General features: G+C 46.8%; 21 protein-coding genes. 13 read left to right on the forward strand and 8 right to left on the reverse strand.

The window, feature by feature from the left end; all coding sequences use genetic code 11:
- Positions 1-5 precede the first annotated feature (5 nt).
- On the reverse strand, positions 6-2,855 hold the full coding sequence (locus DB398_RS01395) for a TonB-dependent receptor (protein WP_108422605.1): 2,850 nt from the start codon (positions 2,853-2,855) through the stop codon (positions 6-8).
- Between the two features lie 178 nt (positions 2,856-3,033).
- Here DB398_RS01395 and DB398_RS01400 point away from each other — a divergent pair, with 178 nt between their 5' ends.
- On the forward strand, positions 3,034-3,720 hold the full coding sequence (locus DB398_RS01400) for a response regulator transcription factor (protein WP_108422606.1): 687 nt from the start codon (positions 3,034-3,036) through the stop codon (positions 3,718-3,720).
- Positions 3,720-4,775, forward strand: a complete 1,056-nt coding sequence (locus DB398_RS01405) for a sensor histidine kinase (RefSeq protein WP_108422607.1) — start codon at positions 3,720-3,722, stop codon at positions 4,773-4,775. Before DB398_RS01400 ends, DB398_RS01405 begins: the two co-directional genes overlap by 1 nt.
- Here DB398_RS01405 and DB398_RS01410 read toward each other — a convergent pair.
- The gene (locus DB398_RS01410; protein ID WP_108422608.1) at positions 4,700-5,812 is read right to left on the reverse strand and encodes a glycosyltransferase; all 1,113 of its coding nucleotides are present in this window, start codon (positions 5,810-5,812) and stop codon (positions 4,700-4,702) included. The two genes, DB398_RS01405 and DB398_RS01410, sit on opposite strands and share 76 nt — an antisense overlap.
- Before the next feature lie 85 nt (positions 5,813-5,897).
- Between DB398_RS01410 and trmB the strand changes: the two genes are divergently transcribed.
- From trmB to DB398_RS01425, 3 genes are read left to right on the forward strand one after another with little or no spacing between them, the layout of a single operon-like run.
- A complete protein-coding gene (gene trmB, locus DB398_RS01415; RefSeq protein WP_108422609.1) occupies positions 5,898-6,578 on the forward strand; it encodes a tRNA (guanosine(46)-N7)-methyltransferase TrmB in 681 nt (226 codons plus the stop codon).
- The gene (locus tag DB398_RS01420; protein ID WP_108422610.1) at positions 6,575-7,204 is read left to right on the forward strand and encodes a LysE family transporter; all 630 of its coding nucleotides are present in this window, start codon (positions 6,575-6,577) and stop codon (positions 7,202-7,204) included. Before trmB ends, DB398_RS01420 begins: the two co-directional genes overlap by 4 nt.
- A gap of 1 nt (position 7,205) precedes the next feature.
- Positions 7,206-7,529 (forward strand): MGMT family protein, encoded by a 324-nt coding sequence (locus DB398_RS01425; protein ID WP_108422611.1) that lies wholly within the window; start codon positions 7,206-7,208, stop codon positions 7,527-7,529.
- Here DB398_RS01425 and DB398_RS01430 read toward each other — a convergent pair.
- Positions 7,526-9,184, reverse strand: a complete 1,659-nt coding sequence (locus tag DB398_RS01430; RefSeq protein WP_108422612.1) for an amidase — start codon at positions 9,182-9,184, stop codon at positions 7,526-7,528. The two genes, DB398_RS01425 and DB398_RS01430, sit on opposite strands and share 4 nt — an antisense overlap.
- Positions 9,185-9,451: 267 nt before the next feature.
- On the opposite strand from DB398_RS01430, the gene DB398_RS01435 reads away from it, so the two are divergent.
- From DB398_RS01435 to DB398_RS01460, 6 genes are all read left to right on the forward strand, one after another.
- On the forward strand, positions 9,452-10,591 hold the full coding sequence (locus tag DB398_RS01435; protein ID WP_108422613.1) for an Mrp/NBP35 family ATP-binding protein: 1,140 nt from the start codon (positions 9,452-9,454) through the stop codon (positions 10,589-10,591).
- Between the two features lie 2 nt (positions 10,592-10,593).
- Positions 10,594-10,833 (forward strand): NifU family protein, encoded by a 240-nt coding sequence (locus DB398_RS01440; protein WP_108422822.1) that lies wholly within the window; start codon positions 10,594-10,596, stop codon positions 10,831-10,833.
- Positions 10,834-10,898: 65 nt separating this feature from the next.
- On the forward strand, positions 10,899-11,957 hold the full coding sequence (locus DB398_RS01445) for an NAD(P)/FAD-dependent oxidoreductase (protein ID WP_108422823.1): 1,059 nt from the start codon (positions 10,899-10,901) through the stop codon (positions 11,955-11,957).
- A gap of 56 nt (positions 11,958-12,013) precedes the next feature.
- Positions 12,014-12,346: a 2Fe-2S iron-sulfur cluster-binding family protein gene (locus DB398_RS01450; protein ID WP_072875890.1), complete on the forward strand. Its 333-nt coding sequence runs from the start codon at positions 12,014-12,016 to the stop codon at positions 12,344-12,346.
- Between the two features lie 80 nt (positions 12,347-12,426).
- Positions 12,427-13,464, forward strand: coding sequence for a TPM domain-containing protein (locus DB398_RS01455; RefSeq protein ID WP_108422614.1), 1,038 nt, complete (start codon positions 12,427-12,429; stop codon positions 13,462-13,464).
- A gap of 52 nt (positions 13,465-13,516) precedes the next feature.
- The gene (locus tag DB398_RS01460) at positions 13,517-15,679 is read left to right on the forward strand and encodes an acylase (protein WP_108422615.1); all 2,163 of its coding nucleotides are present in this window, start codon (positions 13,517-13,519) and stop codon (positions 15,677-15,679) included.
- Here DB398_RS01460 and DB398_RS01465 read toward each other — a convergent pair whose 3' ends face one another.
- The gene (locus tag DB398_RS01465; protein ID WP_108422824.1) at positions 15,680-16,321 is read right to left on the reverse strand and encodes a hypothetical protein; all 642 of its coding nucleotides are present in this window, start codon (positions 16,319-16,321) and stop codon (positions 15,680-15,682) included. It lies immediately after the preceding gene.
- A gap of 180 nt (positions 16,322-16,501) precedes the next feature.
- Between DB398_RS01465 and DB398_RS01470 the strand changes: the two genes are divergently transcribed.
- A complete protein-coding gene (locus DB398_RS01470) occupies positions 16,502-17,161 on the forward strand; it encodes an outer membrane beta-barrel protein (RefSeq protein WP_159076278.1) in 660 nt (219 codons plus the stop codon).
- Positions 17,162-17,177: 16 nt separating this feature from the next.
- On the opposite strand, the gene DB398_RS01475 is transcribed toward DB398_RS01470, so the two are convergent.
- From DB398_RS01475 to DB398_RS01485, 3 genes are all read right to left on the reverse strand, one after another.
- Complete coding sequence (locus DB398_RS01475) at positions 17,178-18,314, reverse strand: acyltransferase family protein (RefSeq protein ID WP_199913339.1); 1,137 nt, start codon at positions 18,312-18,314, stop codon at positions 17,178-17,180.
- Positions 18,315-18,406: 92 nt separating this feature from the next.
- Complete coding sequence (locus tag DB398_RS01480) at positions 18,407-19,582, reverse strand: helix-turn-helix domain-containing protein (RefSeq protein WP_108422617.1); 1,176 nt, start codon at positions 19,580-19,582, stop codon at positions 18,407-18,409.
- Between the two features lies 1 nt (position 19,583).
- Positions 19,584-20,480, reverse strand: a complete 897-nt coding sequence (locus DB398_RS01485) for a metallophosphoesterase family protein (RefSeq protein ID WP_108422618.1) — start codon at positions 20,478-20,480, stop codon at positions 19,584-19,586.
- A 117-nt stretch (positions 20,481-20,597) separates the two neighbouring features.
- Here DB398_RS01485 and DB398_RS01490 point away from each other — a divergent pair, with 117 nt between their 5' ends.
- On the forward strand, positions 20,598-22,973 hold the full coding sequence (locus DB398_RS01490) for a GAF domain-containing protein (RefSeq protein ID WP_108422619.1): 2,376 nt from the start codon (positions 20,598-20,600) through the stop codon (positions 22,971-22,973).
- Between the two features lie 3 nt (positions 22,974-22,976).
- On the opposite strand, the gene DB398_RS01495 is transcribed toward DB398_RS01490, so the two are convergent.
- Positions 22,977-24,170, reverse strand: coding sequence for a Pycsar system effector family protein (locus DB398_RS01495; RefSeq protein ID WP_108422620.1), 1,194 nt, complete (start codon positions 24,168-24,170; stop codon positions 22,977-22,979).
- Positions 24,171-24,209: the final 39 nt, after the last annotated feature.

The raw sequence follows: 24,209 nt of genomic DNA on the forward strand, positions 1-24,209 counted from the left end.
TAGTTTTAAAACTTATAGGTTAGGGAGAGGCTGAAATCAACCCCTTTTTTATAGGATAATGCGGTCACAGGTCCGTTTTCCAGGAAACCGGGGATTGCCGGGTTGCTAGTATCCAAATCTCCTTCTGCATTTTCATTGACACGTTCCACCAATGGATTGAGTAGGTTCCTGACGTTCAACCCTAGACCAAAATGGTCGCCAAGTTGGGCAGCTGTAATAAAATCAAGGGAAACAAAGCCTTTGTCCACCAAATGCCCCCTACCGGTGCTTCCCAAGGCAAAAATGCGGTCGGAGAAATAGTTTCCGGCCAGTGTGGTCCTCAGGTTTTTGTTGTTGGCGAACTCGGTATAGTAACTAATGTCGGCATTGAAAATGAAGTCAGAGGCTCCCTGTAGGGGCGCTTCCGTGTTGGTGAAAGCTGCTGCAAAATTGGTTTCTTCGGATACTTTTTGATAGTCCAACTCCTGATTGGTGTTCAGGTAAGAAATGTTCCCTCCAACAGACAAGCGCTCCACCAGCATGCTTTCAGCACTTTCTTTTTCGTTCTCAAGTACATCCAGTTTTACCTCCAGCTCGGCACCAAACGCAGTGGCATTGTCCCCTGTGTTGGCATAGCTGAGGTTGTTGGCCGCAGATACGATCAAGAAGGTGTTTATCGGGTTCTCGATATATTTTCCGAACACGGCAAAAGAAACCAGTTCGCTGGATGATGGGAAGAGCTCCCATCTCAAATCAAAATTGTAGTTCGTTGAATTTTCCAATGCTGGGTTACCCTGTGTATCCTGATTGATTTCCTCTTGGAACAGGAAGGGGGCACGCTCTTTGAATTGGGGCAATGTATACGTCTTACTGGCGGCAAACCTTAGGTTTTGCTTTTCATTGAGCTCATATTTAAGGGCCAATGACGGCAAAAACTCAAAAGTTTCCAATTCGTTGCTGCCCTCACCTTGGATCACGGTGCTCCAATCGATGCGTTGAACTATTTGTTCGCCCCTTGCCCCTGCAAACAAGGTGAACTTTGGGGTAAACTTGTATTCCAAGGTCAAGAACCCTGCATTGATCTGTTGCTCACCACCATAGGTCTGTGGGTCCAATGCGCCTGGGGTAGAGGCGGTTCCCCTGAAGGTTCGGATCTGCCAATATCCAGAGCCAGGACCATATTCCTGAAAATAAGCATCAATGTTATATGGGTCAACCGTGGGCTGGTTGGCAACATTCAATATTTGATAGTTGAACTGGGTCGCTTCAAAGGAAACGTCCTTGAACCTTCCATTATATCCAACGGTCAGCTTACCGTCAAAGGCATCATCCTCATTCTTCTTGAACTTGAAGGAAGTGGAAATGTTGGCAGCAAGTTCGTCTTCGGTCAATTCTTGAAAAAACCTATGGTTGGCTGATGCAGCCGATACCAATCGGAATGATTTTGGCCCTTGAGGGTCATTGTTGGAGTACGGCAAAAGGATGTTCTGTCTCCTATCTGGGACCAGATTCTGTACATTGTTGTACCCTACGCCCCAATTCAGTTCAAGATTTTCGCTCAAATCGTGGCTTCCCAACAATTGATTGATCATCAGCGTGGTTCTCTCAAAAGTGTTCCTTTGGATGAAACCACCTCCGTTGGGAGCGTCGTCCTCCCTATCTAGGATACCATCAAATTCTTCATGCTTTTGCTCAGAATTGTTGAGCATCACGAAGTTGTACTTGATATCATTGGCCGAGCCCAATCGAAGACCGACGTTCCCCATAAGGGTGGTCGCGGTTTCGTAGCTATACCTTTGGTAGTCAAAATCAGAGTTTGGTAGTCCTGTTCCCAAGTTGGGAGCACCTCTGTTGACCCCTTCGCGGTATGAATTCTTATTGCTAAAGGATCCAACAGCAAAAAAGTTCAATGTGGAATTTTCACCAATGTTGAATGAATCCCCGCCTTTAAGGGAAAGGCTTGAATTGATGGGAGTGCTCCTTGTTTCACGGTCCCAACTGGTATCAAAAGTGTTGTTGAAAGGATTGTTGGGGATTTCCTTATTATAAAATCCAGAAAAGTCAGGTCCTTCATAGAGGTAGAAATCCTCAACTCCAATGGCCTCGGAGTTGGCCCCTGAACTAATGCCAAGCTCCAAAAAGCCTGCCCCGGTATAGTTGCGCGAAACTATATTGATGTTGGCTCCGGCAAAGTCCCCATAGTTTTTGGCGTTGTACGTCTTGTCAATACCGATGGATTCAATGATGGATGTCCCGAAAAGACCCAAATCGATGTTCTTCTTAGCGGTATTGTTTGAAGGTAAAGGAAGTCCGTTCAAGGTTGTGATGTTGTAACGGTCCCCTAGACCACGCACATATACGTTCCCTGTACCTTCTTCCTTGGAGATCCCGGTAACTTTAGTGACCGCAGTGGCAGCATCACTGGCCCCTTTTCTGGCCAATTCCTGTGCGCCAATGGAGGTTTCCAGCGTAATGGTTCTTTTTTGGTCCAGTAGCAAGGCTACTTCAGAATCTTTTCTGGCAACCGTGGTGACAACGACCTCGTCCAGAGCAACACCTTGCGAAGCGCTCATGGGTACGTCAATACTGGTCACTTTGCCCGCAACCACATCAATATTGGGAATTTCAATGGTTTCGTAGCCCAAAAAGCTAAATGTCAAAGTGTAAGTTCCAGGCTCCACATTGGGAATTTCGTAGAGACCATCAAAATCTGATGTCGTACCCAAAGTGGTCCCTTTAATAAGGATGTTGGCAAATGCTAGAGGCTCATCGTTCTGCTCTCTGTCCGTGAGTTTACCAACGATGCTCCCGGTGGTTTGCTGTGCATAAGTATAGGTTGCAAAGGCAAACACAAAAATCAATAAAAAGTATTTCATTCTCAGCTAAGTATTTGGCGCAAAGAACGCGACATGCTGTAAAAGCGATGTTAGCTCGGTGTTAAGTGTTCTTTTGTTTATCGTTACAATAAGGTTACCAGATTAAATGAACGTTAAGCATTTATGCCGTTATAGTATTATCTTTACATTTGGGCGTTTAACATAGAAATACCATCCCATGAAAACGAAGGACATTAAGATTCTACTTGTTGACGATGAACCTGATATTCTGGAAATTGTGAGCTACAACCTAGCCTCTGAAGGCTATGAAGTCTTTACCGCCAAAAATGGTGTGGAAGGTGTGGCCAAGGCCAAGAAAAAGGCTCCCCATTTGATCATCATGGACGTGATGATGCCCGAAATGGACGGTATCGAAGCCTGTGAGGTGATACGCAATACACCAGGGCTTGAAAATACCATCATTACGTTCCTTACCGCACGTGGAGAGGATTATTCCCAAGTGGCCGGTTTTGATGCCGGTGCCGATGACTACATCACCAAACCTATAAAACCAAAGGTTTTGGTGAGCAAGGTAAAGGCATTGCTCAGGAGGTTGAAAGAGGAAAAGAAAGAAGTGGAGGACATTGTGAAGGTAGGTGGCATTGTCATCAACAGGGAAGAGTACAAGATCATCAACAATGGGGAAGAGATCGTCCTGCCCAGAAAAGAATTTGAACTTTTGTCCTTGTTGACCTCCAAACCCAACAAAGTGTTCAAGCGCGAAGTGATCTTGGACAAGGTCTGGGGCAACGAGGTAGTGGTCGGCGGGCGTACCATCGATGTGCACATCAGAAAACTTCGGGAGAAAATAGGTGATGACCACTTTAAAACCGTGAAAGGAGTAGGGTATAAGTTCGTTCTTTAATGGCCATCAAGCTAAAGAAGTCATATAAATTTGCTTTAAGGTCATCCCTTCTGATCACCGTTTTTGTTTCTGCATTGTTCGTGGCCTTTCTTTTGGACAAGGGCCGATTGGATTGGCCGTATGCCATTTTGTTTGCCGTGATCTGCTTCATCGTTTGCTTTGTCGTTATCCAGATCAGGGTGGAGCGGTTCATCTACAGGCGCATCAAAAAAATATATGACGATGTGTCCCTCCTGGAATCCACATCGTTTTCGTCGAAGCCCGTTACCACGGACATGAAGACCCTTACCGAAGAGATCGAAAAATTCGCCGAGGGAAAGAAGATAGAGATCGACACCTTAAAAATACGGGAGGAGTACCGAAGGGATTTTTTGGGGAACGTGTCCCATGAGCTCAAGACTCCTCTGTTCACCGTTCAAGGCTATATACTTACACTGCTGGATGGCGCCATGAACGACAAGAAACTGCGCCAAAAATATCTGCAAAGGGCCAGCAAGGGAGTGGATCGCCTTATCTATATTGTCAAGGACCTAGATCTCATCACCAAATTGGAAGTTGGGGACCTCAAATTGGCCCGGGAGGATTTTGATATCATAGAACTCATACAGAACACGTTTGACCTACTGGAGATGAAGGCTGCCCAAAAGCAAATAGCCCTCGTTTTTGATATGGAATATCCAAACCCCATTTATGTGAATGCGGACAGGGAAAAGACACAACAGGTCATCAGTAACCTTTTGGTCAACTCCATCAAATATGGGCATGCGAACGGAACCACGGAGGTCAGCGTGGAAAATTTGATCAAAAACAAGGTCATCATCAGGGTGACGGACAATGGTGCCGGGATTCCCAAGCAACACATTCCACGACTTTTTGAACGCTTTTACCGTGTGGACCAGAGTGGCAGCCGTAGTGAAGGGGGATCGGGATTGGGACTTTCCATTGTGAAGCACATCATTGAGGCCCACGGTGAAAAAATCTATGTGGAAAGCGAGGTGGGCGTAGGTTCCGAATTTTCGTTCACCTTGGAAAAGACCGCAAAAAGAGCCGAGTAATCGATATCGGATTCAAATTGGGCAAGCCCCTTGAAATCTTCCATCCGTGACAATTCCGAAAGCTGGAAGGCATCCTGTTCGCAGTAAGGCACCAGTTCCTGTTTTTCCAATCGTTTGGCCAAGTATTCCTGTTCGTACTGCCCTGGGGTGGGTATGAAAAAGGCCTTTTTTTCCAGTTTGGCCAAGTCCATGACCGTGGTGTATCCCGATCGGCACAACACCTTGGCACTTTGGTTCAATGCTTCTTGGAGGGCATCGGATTTCATGAAATTGTATAGTTGGAGGTTTCCCTTGGCCAATTTTTGTTCCTCGAAGGTCTGTTCATCTTCAATTTTTCCACGCACAAAAACAATGTTTCCCTCAAATCCTTGGAGTTCCTTTAGTAGTTTTTCCTCCAAAAAAGTGCGCTGGGGCTCTGGGCCGGAAAGCAGCACCATGAGGTCATGGGAAATAGGGACATCCAATTTTTCAAAACGGCTCAGCGGCCCCAAGTAAGCAATCTTCAACTTGGATTTTTTCAAGTGTCCCAATTTGCCCGTCAGATTGGGTTTGTCCTCAACATCGGGGACCCAGCAGGCATTAAATTTCTGTATGATTTTCTGGTGCGCCTTGGAGCTCATCCAGGTAGTATTGCCAGAAAGCACGTTCAATTGGTGGGTGATGAACACGCAGGGTACTTTTTTATAGAATGCCCCCAATCGGTTATCGGAAATGATCCCGTCCAACCCATGTTCCTTCACCAATCGCTTCACCTCTTTTTTTTCCTTGGCCATGGCCTTGATCACTTTTGGGGAGTCCCAAATCATCTTGATCTTGAAGTTTTTGCCCTTTTCCGCATAGGTGATCTTGTAAGAGGGCAGTTCAAAAGAGGGCAGTTCCGGGAATTCCTTCTGCAGTAACGACAGGGCCACCCCGTCCGAAGCAAGGTATGGCTGGTGGCCGTGCTCCAGCAAAGCCCGAACTATGGGAATGCACCTTGTGGCATGCCCAAGGCCCCAATTCAATGGGGCGACCAAAATCCGCTTGGAATTGAACATGAGTGCAAAAAAACAAAATGTAATTTGCTTGTGGATTTCCTTAGTTTTGCCAAATCATTAAATTTTTGGTCAATTCAGGACAAAAGTGGGAAGCAAGAACAAACTTAAGAGGTTCAGGGAGAACGAGACATTTTCAAACGTGGTACAGCCAACGAGGGATGAGGTCCTGCAAGGATTCAGGTTTAAGGGCGATTGGGCCTCCTTTTTTGGGAACAACAATCCCATTGTCCTGGAACTTGGCTGCGGTAAGGGCGAATACACCATTGGTCTGGCAGAAAGGAACCCGGACAAGAACTATATCGGGGTAGACATCAAGGGCGCGCGATTTTGGCGTGGGGCCAAGATCGCTGTGGAGAAACAATTGTCCAACGTGGCATTCCTGCGTACCCAAATCGAATTGGTGGATCATCTTTTTGCCGAAAATGAAGTGGATGAGATCTGGATCACCTTCCCCGATCCGCAGATCAAGTACAAGCGCACCAAACACAGGCTCACCAATCCCGTTTTTTTGGAAAAATACAGAAACATCCTGAAAAGGGGGGGCACGATGAACCTGAAAACGGACAGCGAGTTCATGCACGGCTATACGCTTGGGCTTTTGCATGGGCTGGGGTACGAGATTGCCTATGCCAACCACGACGTCTATAAAAACAGTGGAAGCCCCGCAGAAGTTTTGGAAATCCAAACTTTCTATGAAAATCAGTATCTTGAGAAAGGAAAACCGATTACATATATCCAGTTTAAGTTAGGATCGACCGACCTATGACCCATATCCTCATCCTTTTTTTTGCCACATTTTCGGCAGCCTTCATGGCTACTGTGCCGCCGGGATTGCTCAATATGAATGCGGCCAAGATCAGTGTGGAAAAGGGGAAGGTCAATGGTGTCATCTTTAGCCTTGGGGTGTCCTCCATAATCATGGTGCAGGCCTACATCGCGGTCTTCATTTCCAAATTTTTATATAGGAATCCCGAGGTCATCGACATCCTCCTCAAAATAGCCATTGCCATTTTTGCCTTTTTTGCGGTGTACTTTTTTATAGCGGCAAAGCGGAAGAAAACACAGAAGATCAAAAAAGTGAACCTGAGCAAGAAAAACAGTTTTTTCAAGGGAGTGCTCTTGGCCGCTGTCAACCTGCTCACCATTCCCTATTACAGCGGACTCAATGCCATGTGGAACGAAGCCGGATGGATCAAGTTCGAGGCCAAGGACATTACCACCTTTGTGGTGGCAGCCGGGGCCGGAACGTTCTCCGTGCTCTATCTCTACACCTTTTATTTTGATAAATTGGAGACCAAGACCAACCGGTTTTCCAAAAACTCCAATTACATCCTGAGCGCACTTATGCTCTTGCTACTGGTGATTACCCTTATTCGGATTTTTTACCGTTGATATGGAAGATGAAAATTTCTTTGACAAAGTATACGCGGTGGCAAGGGAAATTCCCTATGGGAAAGTTACTTCATATGGGGCCATTGCCAAATATCTTGGAGCGGCCCGTAGCGCCCGAATGGTGGGCTGGGCGATGAACAATTCATCGGCAAAGGAGGTGCCCGCACATAGGGTAGTGAACCGTGTGGGGGTACTTACAGGCAAACACCATTTTGGAGGTACTAACTTGATGCAACAATTGCTCGAAAACGAGGGCATCAAGGTCAAGGACAACCAAATTGTGGATTTCCAAAAACATTTTTGGGACCCGGGGAAAGAGCTTTAAAATCCGGGAGGGTGCATTTCATCAAACTCCGTATTCTCTTGAAAGGCCTTTGCCAATAGTAAAATGCTGGTTTCATCGTACAGATTGCCCACAAAGGTCATGCTGGTGGGATGGTTTTTTTTGTCCAGACCGGTAGGAATAGCGATCACGGGATGCCCCGTGAGGTTGGTGGCCAGCAATTGGTCGTTCCCGAACGAAGGCGAAATGAGCACATCGTAATTCTTCATCAATGCGTTCATTTCTTGAATCAATACCTGTCTTTGCCGATTGGCCTGCAGGTATTCCACCGCCGGGATAAAGCGACTTTGGCGTAGTGAATTCGCCCGGGAACGCTGGTCCTGTTCCACCATCTCGTCCACTTTCCCCGAACGTACCAGCGCATCAAAAAAAGCTCCTGCCTCTGCCCTCAGGATAATGTCAAACCCACGATAGGGCATGGCTTCGGGCAATGTCACGGCCGTAGGTGTTATTCCCATGGTCTCTAAGACTTCAAGAGCCTTTCTCAGGTTGTCGCCACTTTCCGTGGTGTCTTTTTCGATATCCGCTTTGAGATAGGCCACCTTCAAGCCGGTGATGTCTTTTTTCCAATCAATACCGAAAGGAAGATCGATGGTGGTCAGGTCTTTTTCGTCTTTCCCTTGAATGGCGGCAAATACAATGGCGCAATCCTCCGCGTTCCGTCCCAATGGCCCAACCTTGTCCATGGACCAGCTCAAGCTCATCACCCCGTGTCGGCTCACCCTGCCATACGTAGGGCGCAGTCCGGTGACCCCATTTCTGCTGCTCGGCGAAGTAATAGATCCCAAGGTTTCGGTTCCGAGGGCAAAAGGCACCAGTCCCGCCGAAGTGGCCGATCCCGAACCTGCCGAAGAGCCGCTGGCCCCTTGGGTGGTGTCCCATGGGTTTTTGGTCTTGCCACCAAACCAAACATCGCCCCGGGCCAAGGCCCCCGAAACCAGCTTTGCAACCAATACGGCACCTGCTTCCTCAAGACGTTCGATCACGGTGGCGGTTTCATCGATTTCTTGATCTTTGTAGGGAGCGGCGCCCCAAGTGGTCGGATATCCGGCGACGGACATCAAATCTTTGGTGCCATAGGGGATGCCGTGCAAAATACCTCGATACCGTCCATTTTTTATCTCTTCGTCGGCACGTTTGGCCTGTGCCAATGCCAGACTATCGGTAATGGTGATGCTACATTGCAGCATGGGTTGATATTTTTTCAATCGGGCCAAAAAGAATTGGGTGAGTTCGGTGGAGGTGATTTTTTGATGTTTGATGAGGGATGCGAGCTGAGGAATGGTATAAAAGGCCAATAGATTATAAGGTTCTGGGATTTCCACAGAATCGGGAATTTCCCAAACCTGATGTTCCAATTGTTCGGGCATTTCAAAGCCAAATGGAATAGGGTCAAAGCGAACGGCAGGAAAAACAGCATCGTCCAACGGATATTTTCGGAGCGAGTCAAACCCTTCGCGGTTCCTTTGCAAATAAGGATACAAAGTATCCCGTGCCTCTTTCGAAAATTGGATGCCAATGAGGCGTTCGGATCTCTTGACATCCCTTTTGGTAAATTCATGTTGTGAGGCGCAGGAAATCAAAAGAATCAAACCAAACGAGCAAAGGAAAGGAGGAATTTTGAGGTGGGTTGGCATGTGTGGTCGGTTATAGGCATGTTCAATAGCCTAAGCTACATTTTTTTCAAAAAAAAGAGAGGGGGAGCAGTATATTTCTACAGATTCTTCAAGTATGAAAACCAATAAAAGGCTGAAAAACATGCTAAAATGGGACAAATCATCACACTATAGAGGCAAGTTGTTCTACCATATTGAAATTCAATGGACCAACTTCTAAATCTAAGCGCAACACCGTATCTTTGTAATTTAGAATCAGTACAAACGACTGCATATAAAATTCGGACAATGAAGTTGAAAAAAGCAGATATCCTCAAGGCATTGGAAAAAATTTCTGCGCCTGGAGATGGTCAAAATATAGTGGAGAGTGGTGCAATCACAAACATTCAAGTGTTTGGGGATGAAGTAGAAGTGGATGTTACCATAAAAAACCCTAGTCTTCAGGCCAAAAAGAAGACCGAGGTGGAAATCTTGAAGTGCATCCATCGAGAGGTCTATGAAAAGGCCAAGATCAAGGTCAACCTAAAGGTTGATGCCCCAGCCACACCCAAGGTCAACCAAATCAAGGGGAACCCCATTCCGGGCATACAGAACATCGTGGCCGTGGCCTCAGGAAAAGGGGGTGTGGGAAAATCGACCATTACCGCCAATTTGGCTGTTACCTTGGCCAAGATGGGCTTTAAGGTGGGGCTTTTGGACACGGATATCTACGGACCTTCCATGCCCATTATGTTCGATGTGGCCAATGAGAAGCCCTTGTCCATCAATGTGGATGGCAAGGCAAAGATGAAGCCCATTGAAAACTATGGGGTGAAGCTCCTTTCCATCGGATTTTTTACCCAGCCCAACCAGGCCGTGATCTGGCGTGGACCCATGGCCGCCAAGGCCCTCAACCAGATGATCTTTGATGCCCATTGGGGTGAATTGGACTTTTTGTTGCTGGATCTGCCCCCTGGAACCGGGGACATCCATTTGAGCATTATGCAGTCCTTGCCCGTGACAGGCGCCGTTGTGGTCAGCACCCCGCAGGAAATTGCCTTGGCCGATGCCCGAAAAGGCGTTGCCATGTTCCAGCAGGAAGCCATTAGCGTACCGGTTTTGGGTATCGTGGAAAATATGGCCTACTTTACCCCGGCCGAACTTCCTGACCATAAATACCATATCTTTGGACAAAACGGTGCCAAAAATCTGGCGGAAGACCTCGATGTGCCCTTTTTGGGAGAGATTCCGTTGGTGCAGGGCATCAGGGAAGCAGGTGATGTGGGAAGACCGGCGGCACTGCAGACAGCTACCCCTACCGAGGAAGCTTTTGAGGAACTGACTAGAAACGTGGTACAGGAATTGGTGAGACGAAACACCGATCTCCCTCCCACCGAAGCAATAAAGATTACAACAATGGCCGGTTGTGCCGCCGTTAAAAAGAAATGAGCATGACATCAGAAGAAATAAAAAGCAATGTTGAAAAGGCCTTACAGGAAATACGTCCCTTTCTCCAAAGTGATGGGGGCGATATCACCTTGGTCTCGATAGACAATGACAATTCCGTAAAAGTTAGATTGGAGGGCAATTGCATAGGCTGTAGCGTCAACCAGATGACCCTGAAGAGCGGTGTGGAGATGACCATTAAGAAATATGCGCCCCAAATTGAGGAAGTCATCAATTTGAGCTAACTGATAAAAGTCATTCGCCTTTCCTTGGGCAAGCAGTAAGTTGCATGCCACAAAATCCATTGCACATGATCAAGACCGACATATTGATAATCGGAGCAGGGCCTACGGGTCTTTTTGCCGTTTTTGAAGCAGGCCTGCTCCAATTGAAATGCCACCTGATAGACGCATTGCCCCAAGCCGGTGGACAATGTTCCGAAATCTATCCGAAAAAGCCCATTTATGATATTCCGGGCTTCCCTGAAGTATTGGCGGGGGAGCTGGTGGACAATCTTATGGAGCAGATAAGACCCTTTCAGCCCGGTTTTACCCTGGGAGAACGGGCAGAGACCATTCAAAAGTTGGACGATGGCAGCTTTGTGGTCACCACCAACAAAGGGACCAAGCACCACGCCCCCGTAGTTGCCATTGCTGGTGGTCTGGGCAGTTTTGAACCCAGAAAACCTTTGTTGGACAACCTAGCCCAATATGAGGACAACGGTGTGGCCTATATGATCAAGGAACCTGAGGTGTATCGCAATAAAAAAGTATTGATTGCCGGGGGAGGAGATTCGGCCTTGGACTGGTCCATTTTCTTGGCGGATGTGGCCGAAGAAGTCACTTTGGTACACCGCAGGAACGAGTTCAGGGGAGCCTTAGACTCTGTGGAAAAAGTACAACACCTCAAAGATCAGGGAAAAATCAAACTGATGACCCCTTCCGAGGTCGTGTCCCTCCATGGCGAGGACACATTGGAGAAGGTCACCGTCAGGAATACCGATACCGATGAAGATACGGAGGTCGCAGTGGATCATTTTATCCCCTTGTTCGGCCTTTCGCCCAAATTGGGACCGATTGGGAATTGGGGATTGGAAATCGAAAAAAACGCCATCAAGGTGGACAATGCGCTGGACTACCAGACCAATATCCCCGGCATCTATGCCATCGGGGATGTGAATACCTATCCCGGAAAATTGAAACTGATCCTTTGTGGTTTCCACGAAGCAACATTGATGTGCCAAAGTGCATACCAGCGCATCCACCCCGATAAAAAGTATGTGATGAAATATACCACGGTCGGGGGCGTTACAGGATTTGATGGCAGTAAAAAAGAAGCGCCTAAGGCAGTTGTCAAGGCAATAGATTAAATATTTCGTAAAATTTTCCCCTTGAGGGGGCTTTAGGGGTGTCCCCTATAAAGATTATGAGTGACATAAAATTAAAAATAACCGACCGTGATGGCGTTCTGCACGAGGTAGATGCCCCAACAGATATGAACATGAACCTCATGGAGGTGGTTCGATCCTACGAACTGGCCCCGGAGGGTACCATAGGCATCTGCGGAGGGATGGCCATGTGCGCCTCTTGCCAATGTTATGTGCTTTCGGACCATCAGCTCCCTGAAAAATCCGACGATGAGGACGCCATGTTGGCCGAAGCCTTCTTTGTAAAGGACAACAGCCGATTGGGCTGCCAACTGCACATTACCGAAGACCTCGACGGTCTGGAAGTGGAGCTGGCCCCTGCCGAGGATTGATCCAAGGAAGCCATCGATCAAATCCAAGAGCGGACAAAGCAACAAAATCCTATCTTTAGTCTTTCTTGCTGAACAAGTTTATGGGAAGGACATTACTTTTCTGTGCTTTGTTGTGGTTCTCGGGATTTTGCTGGGGACAGGACCAGTACCCACAATTGACCGAGATTGTTACGGACAATGCCAACATTTTCACTTCACAAGAACTACAAGACCTTCGGGCAAAGCTGACCCAGTTTGAGGACGAGACCACCAACCAATTGGTAGTATTGACCATCAATGATCTGGGTTACGAGACCATCGAGCAATATGCCAATGGCGTTTTCAACCAGAATAAATTAGGGCAAGAGGATAAGGATAATGGCATTCTCATCCTTTTTTCAAAAAACGATAGGGAAGTTCGTATTGAGGTGGGCTATGGACTGGAATCCTACATCACGGATGCCGTGGCCTCACGCATCATCCGCAATATCATGATCCCCAATTTTAAGGAAGAAGCCTATTTTGCAGGGATTGATGGTGCCACGGGACAGATCATCGAGTTCCTCAAAAACCCCGAAGCCTTGGCCGAATTCAACAGGGAAATTGAGGCGGAAGGCGAAATGCCTTGGTGGGGCTACCTGTTGTTCACTCTTTTCTTATCCATTTTTATTGCTGCCGGGATATTCGTTTTCTACAAGGGTTATTCGGGTCTAGTGGAAATGTTCAGGGGGATCATGGTGGGGAAACTGGGCCTTGTGCCGGGTTTGTTCATGATTTTCTCCGCACTGTTCATGGTCGGGTTTGGGTTGGTCTTTATTTTGATGCCCCTGTTTTTTCTGAGTATGATTTATGGCTTCAATTTGGATTTTGAGGCCTTGGTCGAGGACATTGGCTGGGTCTATTATGTTTTTGGCGGCTTTTTTTTGCTGACAATCCTTTTGGCCGTGGTGAAGATTTTGGTGAAGGGCAAGGAAGATTTCAAGCTTTCTTGGTTCAAATCGGATAAAACGTATGTGGGCAAGACCTTTTCGTCATCGGGCAGCCATTCGTTTGGATCTAGTAGTTCCGGGGGAAGTTCCAGTAGTTTCTCTGGTGGCGGTGGCAGCTCTGGTGGGGGTGGCGCCAGTGGAAGTTGGTAGGGAAGGAGAATTCCCGTATTTTCATGGAGATAAAAACCAAACCACACTCCAAATGAGGACATTTCTTGTTGCCATTCTTTTCGCCTTTTTTTCTTGCACGGAAAAAACGCAGACCGAAGTTGAAGAATGGGAGGCCCAAGCCGCGAACATCACTATCATCCGAGACGATTTTGGAGTGCCCCACATTTATGGAAAAACCGATGCAGATGCCGTTTTTGGATTGCTGTATGCCCAATGTGAGGATGATTTTAACCGCGTGGAGCAAAATTATATCTGGGCCACGGGCCGATTGGCCGAAGTGGAAGGCGAAGAGGCTTTGTACAGTGATTTGCGGGCCAAACTTTTCATGACAGAGGAGGAGGCCAAGGCCAATTATGAAAAAAGCCCCGAATGGTTGAAAAAACTCTGCGATGCCTTTGCCGATGGCGTTAACTATTATCTCCACACCCATCCGGAAGTGAAACCCAAACTTTTGACGCGTTTCGAGCCTTGGATGCCTATGTATTTCAGCGAGGGATCTATTGGAGGTGACATTGAACGCATTTCCACCCGAAAAATCCAAAGCTTTTACGAAAGTGGGATGGAAATCCCTAAGATGGAATTGCTCCAACAGAAAAAGGAAGAGGAAATGGCCGAGCCCCAAGGTTCAAACGGCATTGCCATTTCAGGCGATTTGACCCAATCCGGGAATGCGATGTTGCTCATCAACCCACATACTTCTTTCTATTTTCGGGGGGAAGTGCATGTGGTGAGTGAGGAAGGTCTGAACGCCTACGGTGCCGTCACATGGGGGCAGTTTTTTGTATATCAGGGATTCAATGAGAAAACGGGCTGGATGCATACATCGACCTATACTGATGTGATGGACGAGTTCAAGGAGACCATTCTAAAGAATGAGGGCAAGCTTTTCTACCGATATGGAGAGGAACTGCGCCCGGTGGATTCCAGTCAAGTGACCTTGACCTATAAAGATGGGGACAGTTTGAAGGAGAGGACTTTTCCCGTGTACCGCACCCATCACGGCCCGATCACCCATCAGGTGGGAGGGCAATGGACCGCATCGGCCATGATGTGGGAGCCGGTAAAGGCTTTGGAGCAATCCTATATCCGTACCAAACAGGAGGGGTATGATGGTTTTCGAAAAATGATGGACATCCGAACCAATTCATCAAACAACACGGTTTATGCAGATGCTGAGGGCAACATCGCCTATTTCCATGGAAACTTTATCCCGAAACGCGATACCATTTATGATTATACGGAGCCTGTGGATGGCAGTGATCCCAAAACCGATTGGAAGGGACTGCACAAGGTGGACGAGAACATTCTGGTGCTGAACCCCAAAAATGGATGGATACAGAACTGCAATTCGACCCCATACACTTCGGCCTTGGAATACAGCCCCAAAAGGGAGGATTACCCTAACTACATGTCCAGGGACCAAGAAAATTTCAGGGGCGTCCATGCCATTGCATTGTTGACCGGGCGTAGCGGTTATACCTTGGACAGCCTCATCCAATTGGCGCACGATCCGTATTTGCCCGCTTTTGAAGCATTGGTTCCCGGTCTGGTGCGTGCGTATGATGCCCAACCAAAACCAGAACTGAAAGAAGCCATGGAGATGATGCGGAATTGGGACTTTACCACTTCCAAGGAATCGGTGGCCATGACCTTGGCCCATTATTATGGAACAATGAGCTATTCCAAAGCGGTGCGGCCCGAAGGTCTTTCAGGTATGGAACTTGTGGAATATTGGGGCACAGCTTCCCCAAATTCGGAAAAATTGGACTTGTTTCAAGAAACTTTGGATGGGCTTACCCGTGATTTCGGTACTTGGAAAATGCCTTGGGGCGAAGTGAACCGCTACCAAAGGTTGAACGGGGACATCTATCAACCCTTTGATGATACCAAACCCAGTATTCCCATTGGTTTTGCAAGCGGCACTTGGGGTGCATTGGCGGCCTATGGCGCGCGGTACGACAACGATACCAAGAAAATTTACGGTACACGGGGCAACAGTTTTGTGGCCGTAGTGGAATTTGGGGAAAAGGTCATGGCCAAGACCATGCTTGCCGGGGGGCAGAGTGGAGATCCCGATTCACCCCATTTCAATGATCAGGCACAACGCTATGCCGATATCGAGTTCAAAGATGCGGCATATTATAAGGAAGATGTTTTGGAACGGGCCGAACGGACGTACAGACCCGGACAGTGATCATTCGTCTTCTTTGACGATGATCAGGCTTGCCTTTGAACCTGTAGAAAGGTTCCATCGGTTGTTGTGGATGACCTCACCTTTGTCATCGGTCACGACCACTTGGGCCGTGTTGGGTCCTGATGATCCTTGGTTCAAGGCTTCGAACTCAACGCGGTTGAACCCTTGGACCAAATCTAGATTGATGCCCCTGAAGGTTCCCGATAGCAGGAGATTATGCTCCACCACCTCTCCGTTCACATAGATTTTGATGCGGTCACCATCCACATACTCGTGGTCCCTTGCCACAATGCCCACAAACTTGGCATTGGTCTTGAAGTCACCCAGATATTGATCTCCAAAATGTTCGTTACTGCCTTTTTCCTTCTTTTCCCCAACCTTCGGGTCAATGACCATGTCGTGACCAGCTTGGAGCAATTCCCGATCGGGCAACATTTGGATGCCAGGTTTCTCATTTTTGGAAGTGAGGCTCTCATCCAATACGGAAGGCATTCGGAGCGATGTACCTTGATTGCTTGCCTTGATGTCGAGGTCGTTCTTCTCGCCAATTTTTAACGGACGCGTAGTGGGCAAATCGCCCTGCGCGAACGAGAGAGCTGTTGAGAGTAAGATGCCCAGCAAAACAAAGAATGTCTTTTTCATGGCAAGATGGAGCAATTTAGCACCTATAAAAGTAACAAATACCTTGCCATGAAGATGATAAATTGAAGTTAAATCGATAAATGGCATTTGCTGGTTAAAATATTCACAAATGGGATTTTTTGGTAGAATGGGGAATAATACTTGATGTTTCTCAGCTTTAACCTTAAAATCCAATTAAAAATGAAACGAGTATTACTTTTTGCAATGTTGTCTGGCATTACCTTGCTTCAGGCGCAGAATTCTGACGGCGACAAACGAACTATCGCTAATGGCACATGGAACTTGGGGGGAACCTTATCTTTTGGAGTCCAGGATACCCAATCGGACAATCTGCAGTCAGGATGGGAATCGGACAATTTTTCAATGTCTTTTTTTCCCAGTGCTGGCTACGCGATAGCCGATGACTGGATGGTGGGTCTTAAGACGGGCTATTCCTTTCGCCGGACAGAACAACATCAACCAGCCGATCCATTGGATTACAACTATGAAAACAAAGCGGAAAGTATCTCTGTGACCCCCTATGTCCGTAAATATTTTGGGTTAACGGACAAGCTTTTGATACACCTTCAAGGGGAATTGGACTATACGGCCCTTTGGAATGATATTTCCAACTCAAATTCAGGACGAACCACATCCAGGATAGACCAATTTGGTGCTGCCATCAGGCCAGGGGTATCCTTCTTTGTTTCGCAGGGATTGGCGCTGGAAACCCATATCGGTGCGCTCCAATACTATTCAGCTAAAACGGAGTACGATTCAGGAGCTACTGAGGATAATAACTCATTCCAACTAAACCTTAATACAGCCAGCGTATTATTCGGGTTATCCTATTACTTCTAAACAAAATAAAGGCCCGCTAGACTTTAGCGGGCTTTTTCTTTTTTAATCCGAACAAGGGATGCAACCAAGGAATCCTTAAAATGACAAGGTCGTAGATCAACCAACTGATGCCAAACGTGCCCACGATCAGCAAGAATGCCTTTGGCAAAAAACCCCAATCCAGGTCCATGAGATAGTAAGCAATGCCCACGGTCACGGTTTGGTGCAAAATGTAAAAGGGATAGACCGCCCGGTTGGCATAGGCAAGCCCCTTGCTGGGCCTGTTCAAGTATTGGGAGGCGTAAGCGAACAACACCAAGATCCAAGACCAAATGTTCACGACTTTCAGCAAGGCTTCGGTGAAATGGATCACATAACCGTCCTCAAAAAACAGCCATATGACCATCTGGGCCGAAAAAGCCACTATGCCGATCACAAGTGCCTTGTGCTTTAGTTGGGTCAGGCTTTCCCAGAATGTATTTCCGGTCGCAATCAGGACAAATCCATAGAAAAAGAGAATGCTACTGAAAATGATGGTGAACCAATCATCGACCAGGGCATGGGTCACTGGAAAAAAAGGCTCCACCAAGGCTTCTACAAAGTAGAGTGGGATTACAAAAAGATAGATTCTCAAGGGTTTCTGGAGCAGTCTTTTGATCCCATCGATAAACTTGGTGTGGTGACTTCTCAAGTAGATGAATAGCGGCGAAAGCACCCAAGAGAACACTAAAAGGTAGGGAAGGAACCAAAGGTGGTGCCAACTCAGGTTCCCTTCGGGGTACACCCCATCGAAAGCCACAGAGCTATAATACTGTGCATACGAACCTGAAAAAGAGCCTTCTGCCAGGCGTTCAAAATAGACTTGGGGAGGGACGATGAGTAGCATGCCCGCAACCAAAGGAATGCCCAAGCGTAGGAAACGCTCCCACGCAAATTTCCCCAAGCCCCTTTTACCTAGGGCATAATATGTCCCCATCCCGGAGATGGTGAAGAGTATGGGAAGCCGCCATTGGTTGAGGAACAGCATGGGCCAACGCAACCAATCGTAGATCACATTGTTCTTCACATGCCAGCCCCAGGGGACAAAGAACATGCCCACGTGATAAAAAATGAGCAATCCAAATACAATGACCCGCAGCCAGTCGAGATCATAACGTCTAATCGTTTTTTCCATTTTGATGAATTTTGGCCAAAGATGGGAAGTACGTTTGTAAATCGCTTGATTTTAGGTCCGTGCAAATGTCCTGAATTACAATTTGGGAGAAATTAGACCGTTTTTTGCCCGTTTTTCTGCTTCACAAAGGCCGATGGCGATTGCCCCACATGTTTGTTGAAGGCACTGTAAAAGGCAGATTTGGACCTAAAGCCCACTGTTTGGCCAATGGCCTCTACTGTTAGATGGGAAAAGTCAGGGTCCACCAACCTACTTTTGGAAAGCACAATTCTTTTTTGGTTGATGTAGTCGTTAAAGTTCATCCCTGTTTGTGAATTGATCAATTTGGATACGGTATTTCCATTGGTGCCCAGTTTTTCTGCCAGATTTTTCAGCGAGGCGTCTTGGTCCGAAAAATAACCGGTTTCGTTCAGGAATTGTTCGACGGACCCAAACTCGATGGAACTGCCCGTCACGGTTTCATATTTGTCTGCAATCCATGATTTTTCGAAAAAGCGGGATTCCGAAAGAATGAAAAAAGAGGTGATGAATACGGTGACGGTATGGATCATGCCAATATAATGGTCCCCACCATCGTCATCAAAATTGAAAAAGATCAAGAAGAGGGTCAACGATAGGATCAACGAGATCACTACGGTATTCTGCGAGAAAAGGTACTTGTCCAGTTTGATGTTTTTGGCGGACATCCAACCGTTTCTTTTGGATTTCAATACCAAACGGAACGACAGGATCAAGTAGAGCGAGCAGCTGAACAGGATCAGCCATCGAAACTTGCCTTTAATGATGCGATAGGAATGGTTCACCCCATCGGGAATGTCCAAAAAACCAAGGTTTTGATAATAGGCTCCCATATAGGCATTGACCTTCACTTCCATCGGGCTGAGGTAATAATAGGTCTGCGACAGTGCATAGGCCACGGGCAACAAAAAATGGGGCCAGTGTTTTTTCAGGGTGATGGGTTTGCGTTCTAGGAGGGCGTAGAGGAAAAAATATAGGGTAGGGAAGATAAGGAGCACCAAGGGTTCTGTGGAATCGTTCAGTCCCATCACATATTTTATAAGACCCGTATAGCATAGGTATACATCTAGGAACACAAAGCATTGGACCAACAGCATCCAGCCAAAAAATAGGATGGCAGATTTTCTTTTGGCCCTGACAAAAATGACTAAGGTCAGGAAAAGTCCCTGCGCAATCCCAAGGAGCATGATGTGGGACACAAGGTTATGCCGTATCGGGATCTGTTCAAGTAGGGCCTCAAGGCTGTTCATGTCAGGGGGCTATATAATCCGATAGGTTTTCAGGACCTTCCAGCAATACACGTACAATTTGCAGCGTACCGTCCGCCTTGGTGGCAATGTGCCATTTGATGAGGGAAATCTGCCCGTTTTCAATCTCGATGCCAGTAATGCTCCGGGGGTGTACACAGCTTCCATCGTTGAAAAAGGGAATCTGTCCCGGTTCTGGGAACCGTGGTCTATGAGTGTGCCCAGCAATGGTGGGCAGCATGTTTTTCCTCAAGATCCAGCGTTTGATGCGTTTTTCAATGCGGATGAGTTCCTTGTAGTTCTTTGCGGGGCTGGTGGGGTCTGCAATGCCCACTACCTGTAGCGGTTTCCAGAGTATCCTTACCAAGAACCTGCCGATGCGCCAGCACACATAGTTCCACCAATCGGCTTGGTGCCCATGGGTGCAGAATATCTCCTGTCCAGTTTCTTTGTGCTTCAAGATAAGGGCCTCATGATAGGTGATCCCTTCAAAAAGGGCCTTATCGGAACCATCAATGGGTTCAAAATAGTGGGAAAGGTGTTTTTTTACGTAATTCTCATCCCGATAGACCATGTCGTGGTTACCCCAAAGCATGTGCAGCCGTTTTTCCAAATGGAACTGGCGCAGCAACTGGTATACATTTTTATGGGCCTCGATCAACGAATCAAAACTGATGTTTTCCCAGAGCTCATCCCCGTCACCAAGTTCGCAATAGTGGAAACCTTCCCTGTAATAATGGTTCAGGGCGTGGAAATAGATGTTCCTGTTGTTCGCAAAATCATCCGCAAAACTATTGTCCCCCCTGTGGCAATCACTGAAGAAGATGAACTTGGAAGTGTCGTCAAAAGAGATGGCCTTGGCATTCTCATAGGCCCGGTCCAATCTTGTGGTGGATGACATGGGATAAATTTTACCAAATATCCTTAAAAATGGCAATTAATCCATAAAGATCGGCGTAGAATGAAATGCATTTTTTCTTTTTGTAACTTTACGGGCACAATCTCGACTAACACTTTCATGGAGCAGGATAAAGGTATGGAAAGCCCTGTAGTTCAGTTGGTAAGTTTCAATAAACTGTTGGAACATTACGATGCCCAATTGAACAGCACCAATACGCACTTGGCCGAACGGGCCAAATATGTATTGGATGCACAGGCCCCGTATCCTATTTTGAGGGAAGGTTTCAGTGATCTTTCGCTTTTGGAAGAACACAAGGATGTGATCAAGATCATTCTGGAGGATACCTTTGCACCCATGCTCACCAACAATGAGATCAAGGCGGCCACTACGGCTTATGAAGACTTGGTGTTCAACTCCTCGGAACGGTTCCAGAAAATTTTGAAGGACGCAGGAGAGGGTTTTGAACCGGGAATCCAGAACATTCCCATGGAGTACAGTTACATCATGAAATGTAGTGTGATCCTGAAGTTCCATTACGGATACAATCTTGATTTTAAACGTCCCCTTTTCTATGATATTCCAGATGCCAATGGGGTAATGAACCGTTACCGCATCATGTACAATGCGGATTTTATGGAGGTCCTTCCTACTGAAAAGGCAAAGGAACTGACGCAGGACGATGTGGATGAGCTTTTGGCAAGTTTTGACAATCTGGAGCTGTGGAAGGAAAAAATCCCGCCCAATAGTTTTATTGCCAAAGGGTTCATCATTTCCAATATGTTCGATGTGACCGCGGAGCATTCCATTTCGGAAATAAAATCCACATTGATCGGGGGCAAGAAAAAGAAGGACGAGCCTTTCATGGAGAGTTTCCAGAACACATTCCGGTCGTTGTTCCGATTGAAGGATATCAATGTTGGCTTTGCTGGATATGATGCCAATGCCAACAATTTTTTCAAGATCTATGGAAAGGGCATGGAAAGTTATGTGCTGAACGGTAAGGATCTTGAATCCTGCGATGCCATGCTCTGTGATAATTCACACGGAAAATTGTTCGATGAAGGCAAGTATTTTGCCATTTCCAATGTGGAAAAATACTTTGAAAAGTCGCAAGGCGGGGTGCAGCCCTATAAAAACCTCATGGAACAAGGCATACGGAGTGCCATATTGGCGCCCATTTCCGTGAATGGCAACCTCTTGGGCGTCTTGGAGCTTGTGTCCAAGAAGGCCAATGAGCTGAACAGCGTGAACGCCAACAAACTGGACGATGTGATGCCCTATATCATATCAGCAGTGATGCGAACCATTGAAGAAGAGGAAAACCTGATCGATGCCGTGATCCAACATGAGTGTACCACGGTCCACCCATCGGTGTATTGGAAGTTCCAGGAAGAGGCCAAGCGTTTCATGTCCGATGAACTGGCGGGACATCAACCCATTTTCAGGGAAATCGTGTTCAAGGACGTGTATCCCCTCTATGGACAAATCGATATCAAAGATTCTTCCAAGGAAAGAAACCTTTCCATCCAAAGGGACCTGATGATCCAACTTTCGGAGATCAATGAGATCTTGAAAGAGGCCGTCAAGAAATACGGACTTCCCATTTATGAAGAACTCGTGTACCGGGTGGAAAATTATCTGGCCGAGGTCAGAGAGGCCCTGTTCACCCATACGGAACAGGCGGTTTTCGATTTTGTGAAAGAAGAGATCGACCCGGTCTTCAAACACTTCAAAAAGGAAGATAAAAGCCTTAAGGCACTTATTGCGGAATACGAGAAAAAGATAGACAGCACCACGGAGTCCTATTATGATCACCGTCGGAACTATGACGAAAGCGTCATGGAGGCCAATATGCTACTGGCAGCCCATCTGGACAAAAAACAGGAAGAGGCACAGGCCATGTTCCCCCACTATTTTGAGCGTTACAAGACCGATGGTGTGGAGCACAACATGTATATCGGCAGTTCCATTGCCAGGGAACGTGTTTTTGACAAGCTATATTTGAGCAACCTCAGACTTTGGCAACTTCAGGTGATGTGCGAAATGGAGAACAAATACTATGCGCTCAAATCCAAATTGCCCGTAAAACTGGATGTGGCGTCCCTTATTTTGGTGTACAGTACCTCCTTGGCCATCCGTTTCCGTATGGACGAAAAACGTTTTGATGTGGATGGTACCTACAATGCAAGGTATGAGGTCATCAAAAAGCGGATAGACAAGTCATACATCAAGGGGACCAACGAACGATTGACCCAAAAAGGAAAACTTTCCATAGTATATTCCCAGCGCAAGGACGAAAGGGAATATATGAGGTACTTGGGCTTCTTGAAAGCCAAGGGCTATTTTACCAATAACATTGAGATTGTGGAACTCGAAGGGCTCCAAGGGGTAACCGGGCTGAAGGCCATACGGGCAGAGATCCTCTACAAAAAGGACAAAAAGTCCGAACGCACCTATACCTACGACGACCTGATGGAAGAGTTAAGGTCTTAATCGTCAAAAAGTTATTCGGTCTGGGCCAAAAAAGCGAAAGGCAACACCAAAGGCTATCACGGAGATGATCATTCCCAACATAAAAATGGTATACGTGATCCTCAGTATCTTGTATTTACGGTTCAGTACAAGTCCCAAATAATAAAGATCTTTCGTTAGTGAGGAATATACGTACTCCTTGTCCTTGATCAGTTCCTGAAGTGCCCATTCATATTCCTTAAGTTCCATTTTATGGAAATTGCCAAAGAACAGCAGATTGACCCTTTTTTGCTCCACATCCTCCTTGGTGAACCTTCCGCTGGTGATGTTGGGCCTGGTGGCCAAAACGGACAACACCATGGAGGCAACACTGAACAGGATGAGAACAAATGTTGGGTAGATGAGATAGGCATTCGAGGGATTGTCCAGTTTGGTGAGCAAGTTGGCCAGCACCAAAGAAATGATGATGGCATTTACGGACAATAGGATGTTGGACTTCGTATCCGCGATGTCGCTCAGTTTCAAGTGGTTTTTAAGCGTTACACGGTAAAGCGTCTGAATGCTCCGATCAGGACTTTCATTTTTGTACTTCGCCTTCAGCGCCTCCTTTTTGGCGATGTTCTTTTCGGTTTTCTTCTCTTTCAGTAGCTGTTTCAGATTGCGTTCCTTGCCTTCTCCCCAATTTTCTTTGGCATAGTCGGTATAAAAACCATGATGGTTTCGGAACATTTGGATGTTTTTTTCCCTCCATTCCTTCGAGGAGAAATCCACAATCCCGAGCAATTTGAGCTCTTCCTTCAAATAATCCGTGGTTTCCCAGTAACTGCTCTGGGCAAAATGGGACGTGTCGGCATCCCTGATGATTTCTTCGGATAGGTTTTGGGGCTCATAGCCCATTTTGGTGGCCATGATCAGCTTGCATACTTGGGTCGTGCCTTCGGCATCATATCCATTTTCCCCAAGAAAAGAAGTGGCCATTTTGCAACCGTTCTCCTCATGGTTCTCCCGGCCTTCCACATAGCCGACGTCATGGAGCCAAGCGGCGAGCAACAACCGTTCTTTTTCATCATCGCCCACACTGTAGAAGTTGAGCAATTCTTTAGTACTTTTAACAACGCGTTGGGTATGTCGAAGGTTGTGGTATAAAAACCGGGGATCCAGTTTTTCCGTTAGCAGTTTTGATGCAAAGCGTTCAGTTTTTTCAACAATTTCCGACATAATCATATGTTTCAATAATCCAAATTACAAAATTTTGGA

It is taken from the genome of Flagellimonas amoyensis (assembly GCF_003058265.1).
Classification (GTDB): Bacteria; Bacteroidota; Bacteroidia; order Flavobacteriales; family Flavobacteriaceae; genus Flagellimonas; species Flagellimonas amoyensis.

Bases quoted from the DNA above. Each gene is read 5' to 3' on its own strand.
- DB398_RS01395 (WP_108422605.1), bottom strand. From the start codon at position 2,855: ATGAAATACTTTTTATTGATTTTTGTGTTTGCCTTTGCAACCTATACT.
- DB398_RS01400 (WP_108422606.1), top strand. From the start codon at position 3,034: ATGAAAACGAAGGACATTAAGATTCTACTTGTTGACGATGAACCTGAT.
- DB398_RS01405 (WP_108422607.1), top strand. From the start codon at position 3,720: ATGGCCATCAAGCTAAAGAAGTCATATAAATTTGCTTTAAGGTCATCC.
- DB398_RS01410 (WP_108422608.1), bottom strand. From the start codon at position 5,812: ATGTTCAATTCCAAGCGGATTTTGGTCGCCCCATTGAATTGGGGCCTT.
- DB398_RS01420 (WP_108422610.1), top strand. From the start codon at position 6,575: ATGACCCATATCCTCATCCTTTTTTTTGCCACATTTTCGGCAGCCTTC.
- DB398_RS01425 (WP_108422611.1), top strand. From the start codon at position 7,206: ATGGAAGATGAAAATTTCTTTGACAAAGTATACGCGGTGGCAAGGGAA.
- DB398_RS01430 (WP_108422612.1), bottom strand. From the start codon at position 9,184: ATGCCAACCCACCTCAAAATTCCTCCTTTCCTTTGCTCGTTTGGTTTG.
- DB398_RS01435 (WP_108422613.1), top strand. From the start codon at position 9,452: ATGAAGTTGAAAAAAGCAGATATCCTCAAGGCATTGGAAAAAATTTCT.
- DB398_RS01440 (WP_108422822.1), top strand. From the start codon at position 10,594: ATGACATCAGAAGAAATAAAAAGCAATGTTGAAAAGGCCTTACAGGAA.
- DB398_RS01445 (WP_108422823.1), top strand. From the start codon at position 10,899: ATGATCAAGACCGACATATTGATAATCGGAGCAGGGCCTACGGGTCTT.
- DB398_RS01450 (WP_072875890.1), top strand. From the start codon at position 12,014: ATGAGTGACATAAAATTAAAAATAACCGACCGTGATGGCGTTCTGCAC.
- DB398_RS01455 (WP_108422614.1), top strand. From the start codon at position 12,427: ATGGGAAGGACATTACTTTTCTGTGCTTTGTTGTGGTTCTCGGGATTT.
- DB398_RS01460 (WP_108422615.1), top strand. From the start codon at position 13,517: ATGAGGACATTTCTTGTTGCCATTCTTTTCGCCTTTTTTTCTTGCACG.
- DB398_RS01465 (WP_108422824.1), bottom strand. From the start codon at position 16,321: ATGAAAAAGACATTCTTTGTTTTGCTGGGCATCTTACTCTCAACAGCT.
- DB398_RS01470 (WP_159076278.1), top strand. From the start codon at position 16,502: ATGAAACGAGTATTACTTTTTGCAATGTTGTCTGGCATTACCTTGCTT.
- DB398_RS01475 (WP_199913339.1), bottom strand. From the start codon at position 18,314: ATGGAAAAAACGATTAGACGTTATGATCTCGACTGGCTGCGGGTCATT.
- DB398_RS01480 (WP_108422617.1), bottom strand. From the start codon at position 19,582: ATGAACAGCCTTGAGGCCCTACTTGAACAGATCCCGATACGGCATAAC.
- DB398_RS01485 (WP_108422618.1), bottom strand. From the start codon at position 20,480: ATGTCATCCACCACAAGATTGGACCGGGCCTATGAGAATGCCAAGGCC.
- DB398_RS01490 (WP_108422619.1), top strand. From the start codon at position 20,598: ATGGAGCAGGATAAAGGTATGGAAAGCCCTGTAGTTCAGTTGGTAAGT.
- DB398_RS01495 (WP_108422620.1), bottom strand. From the start codon at position 24,170: ATGTCGGAAATTGTTGAAAAAACTGAACGCTTTGCATCAAAACTGCTA.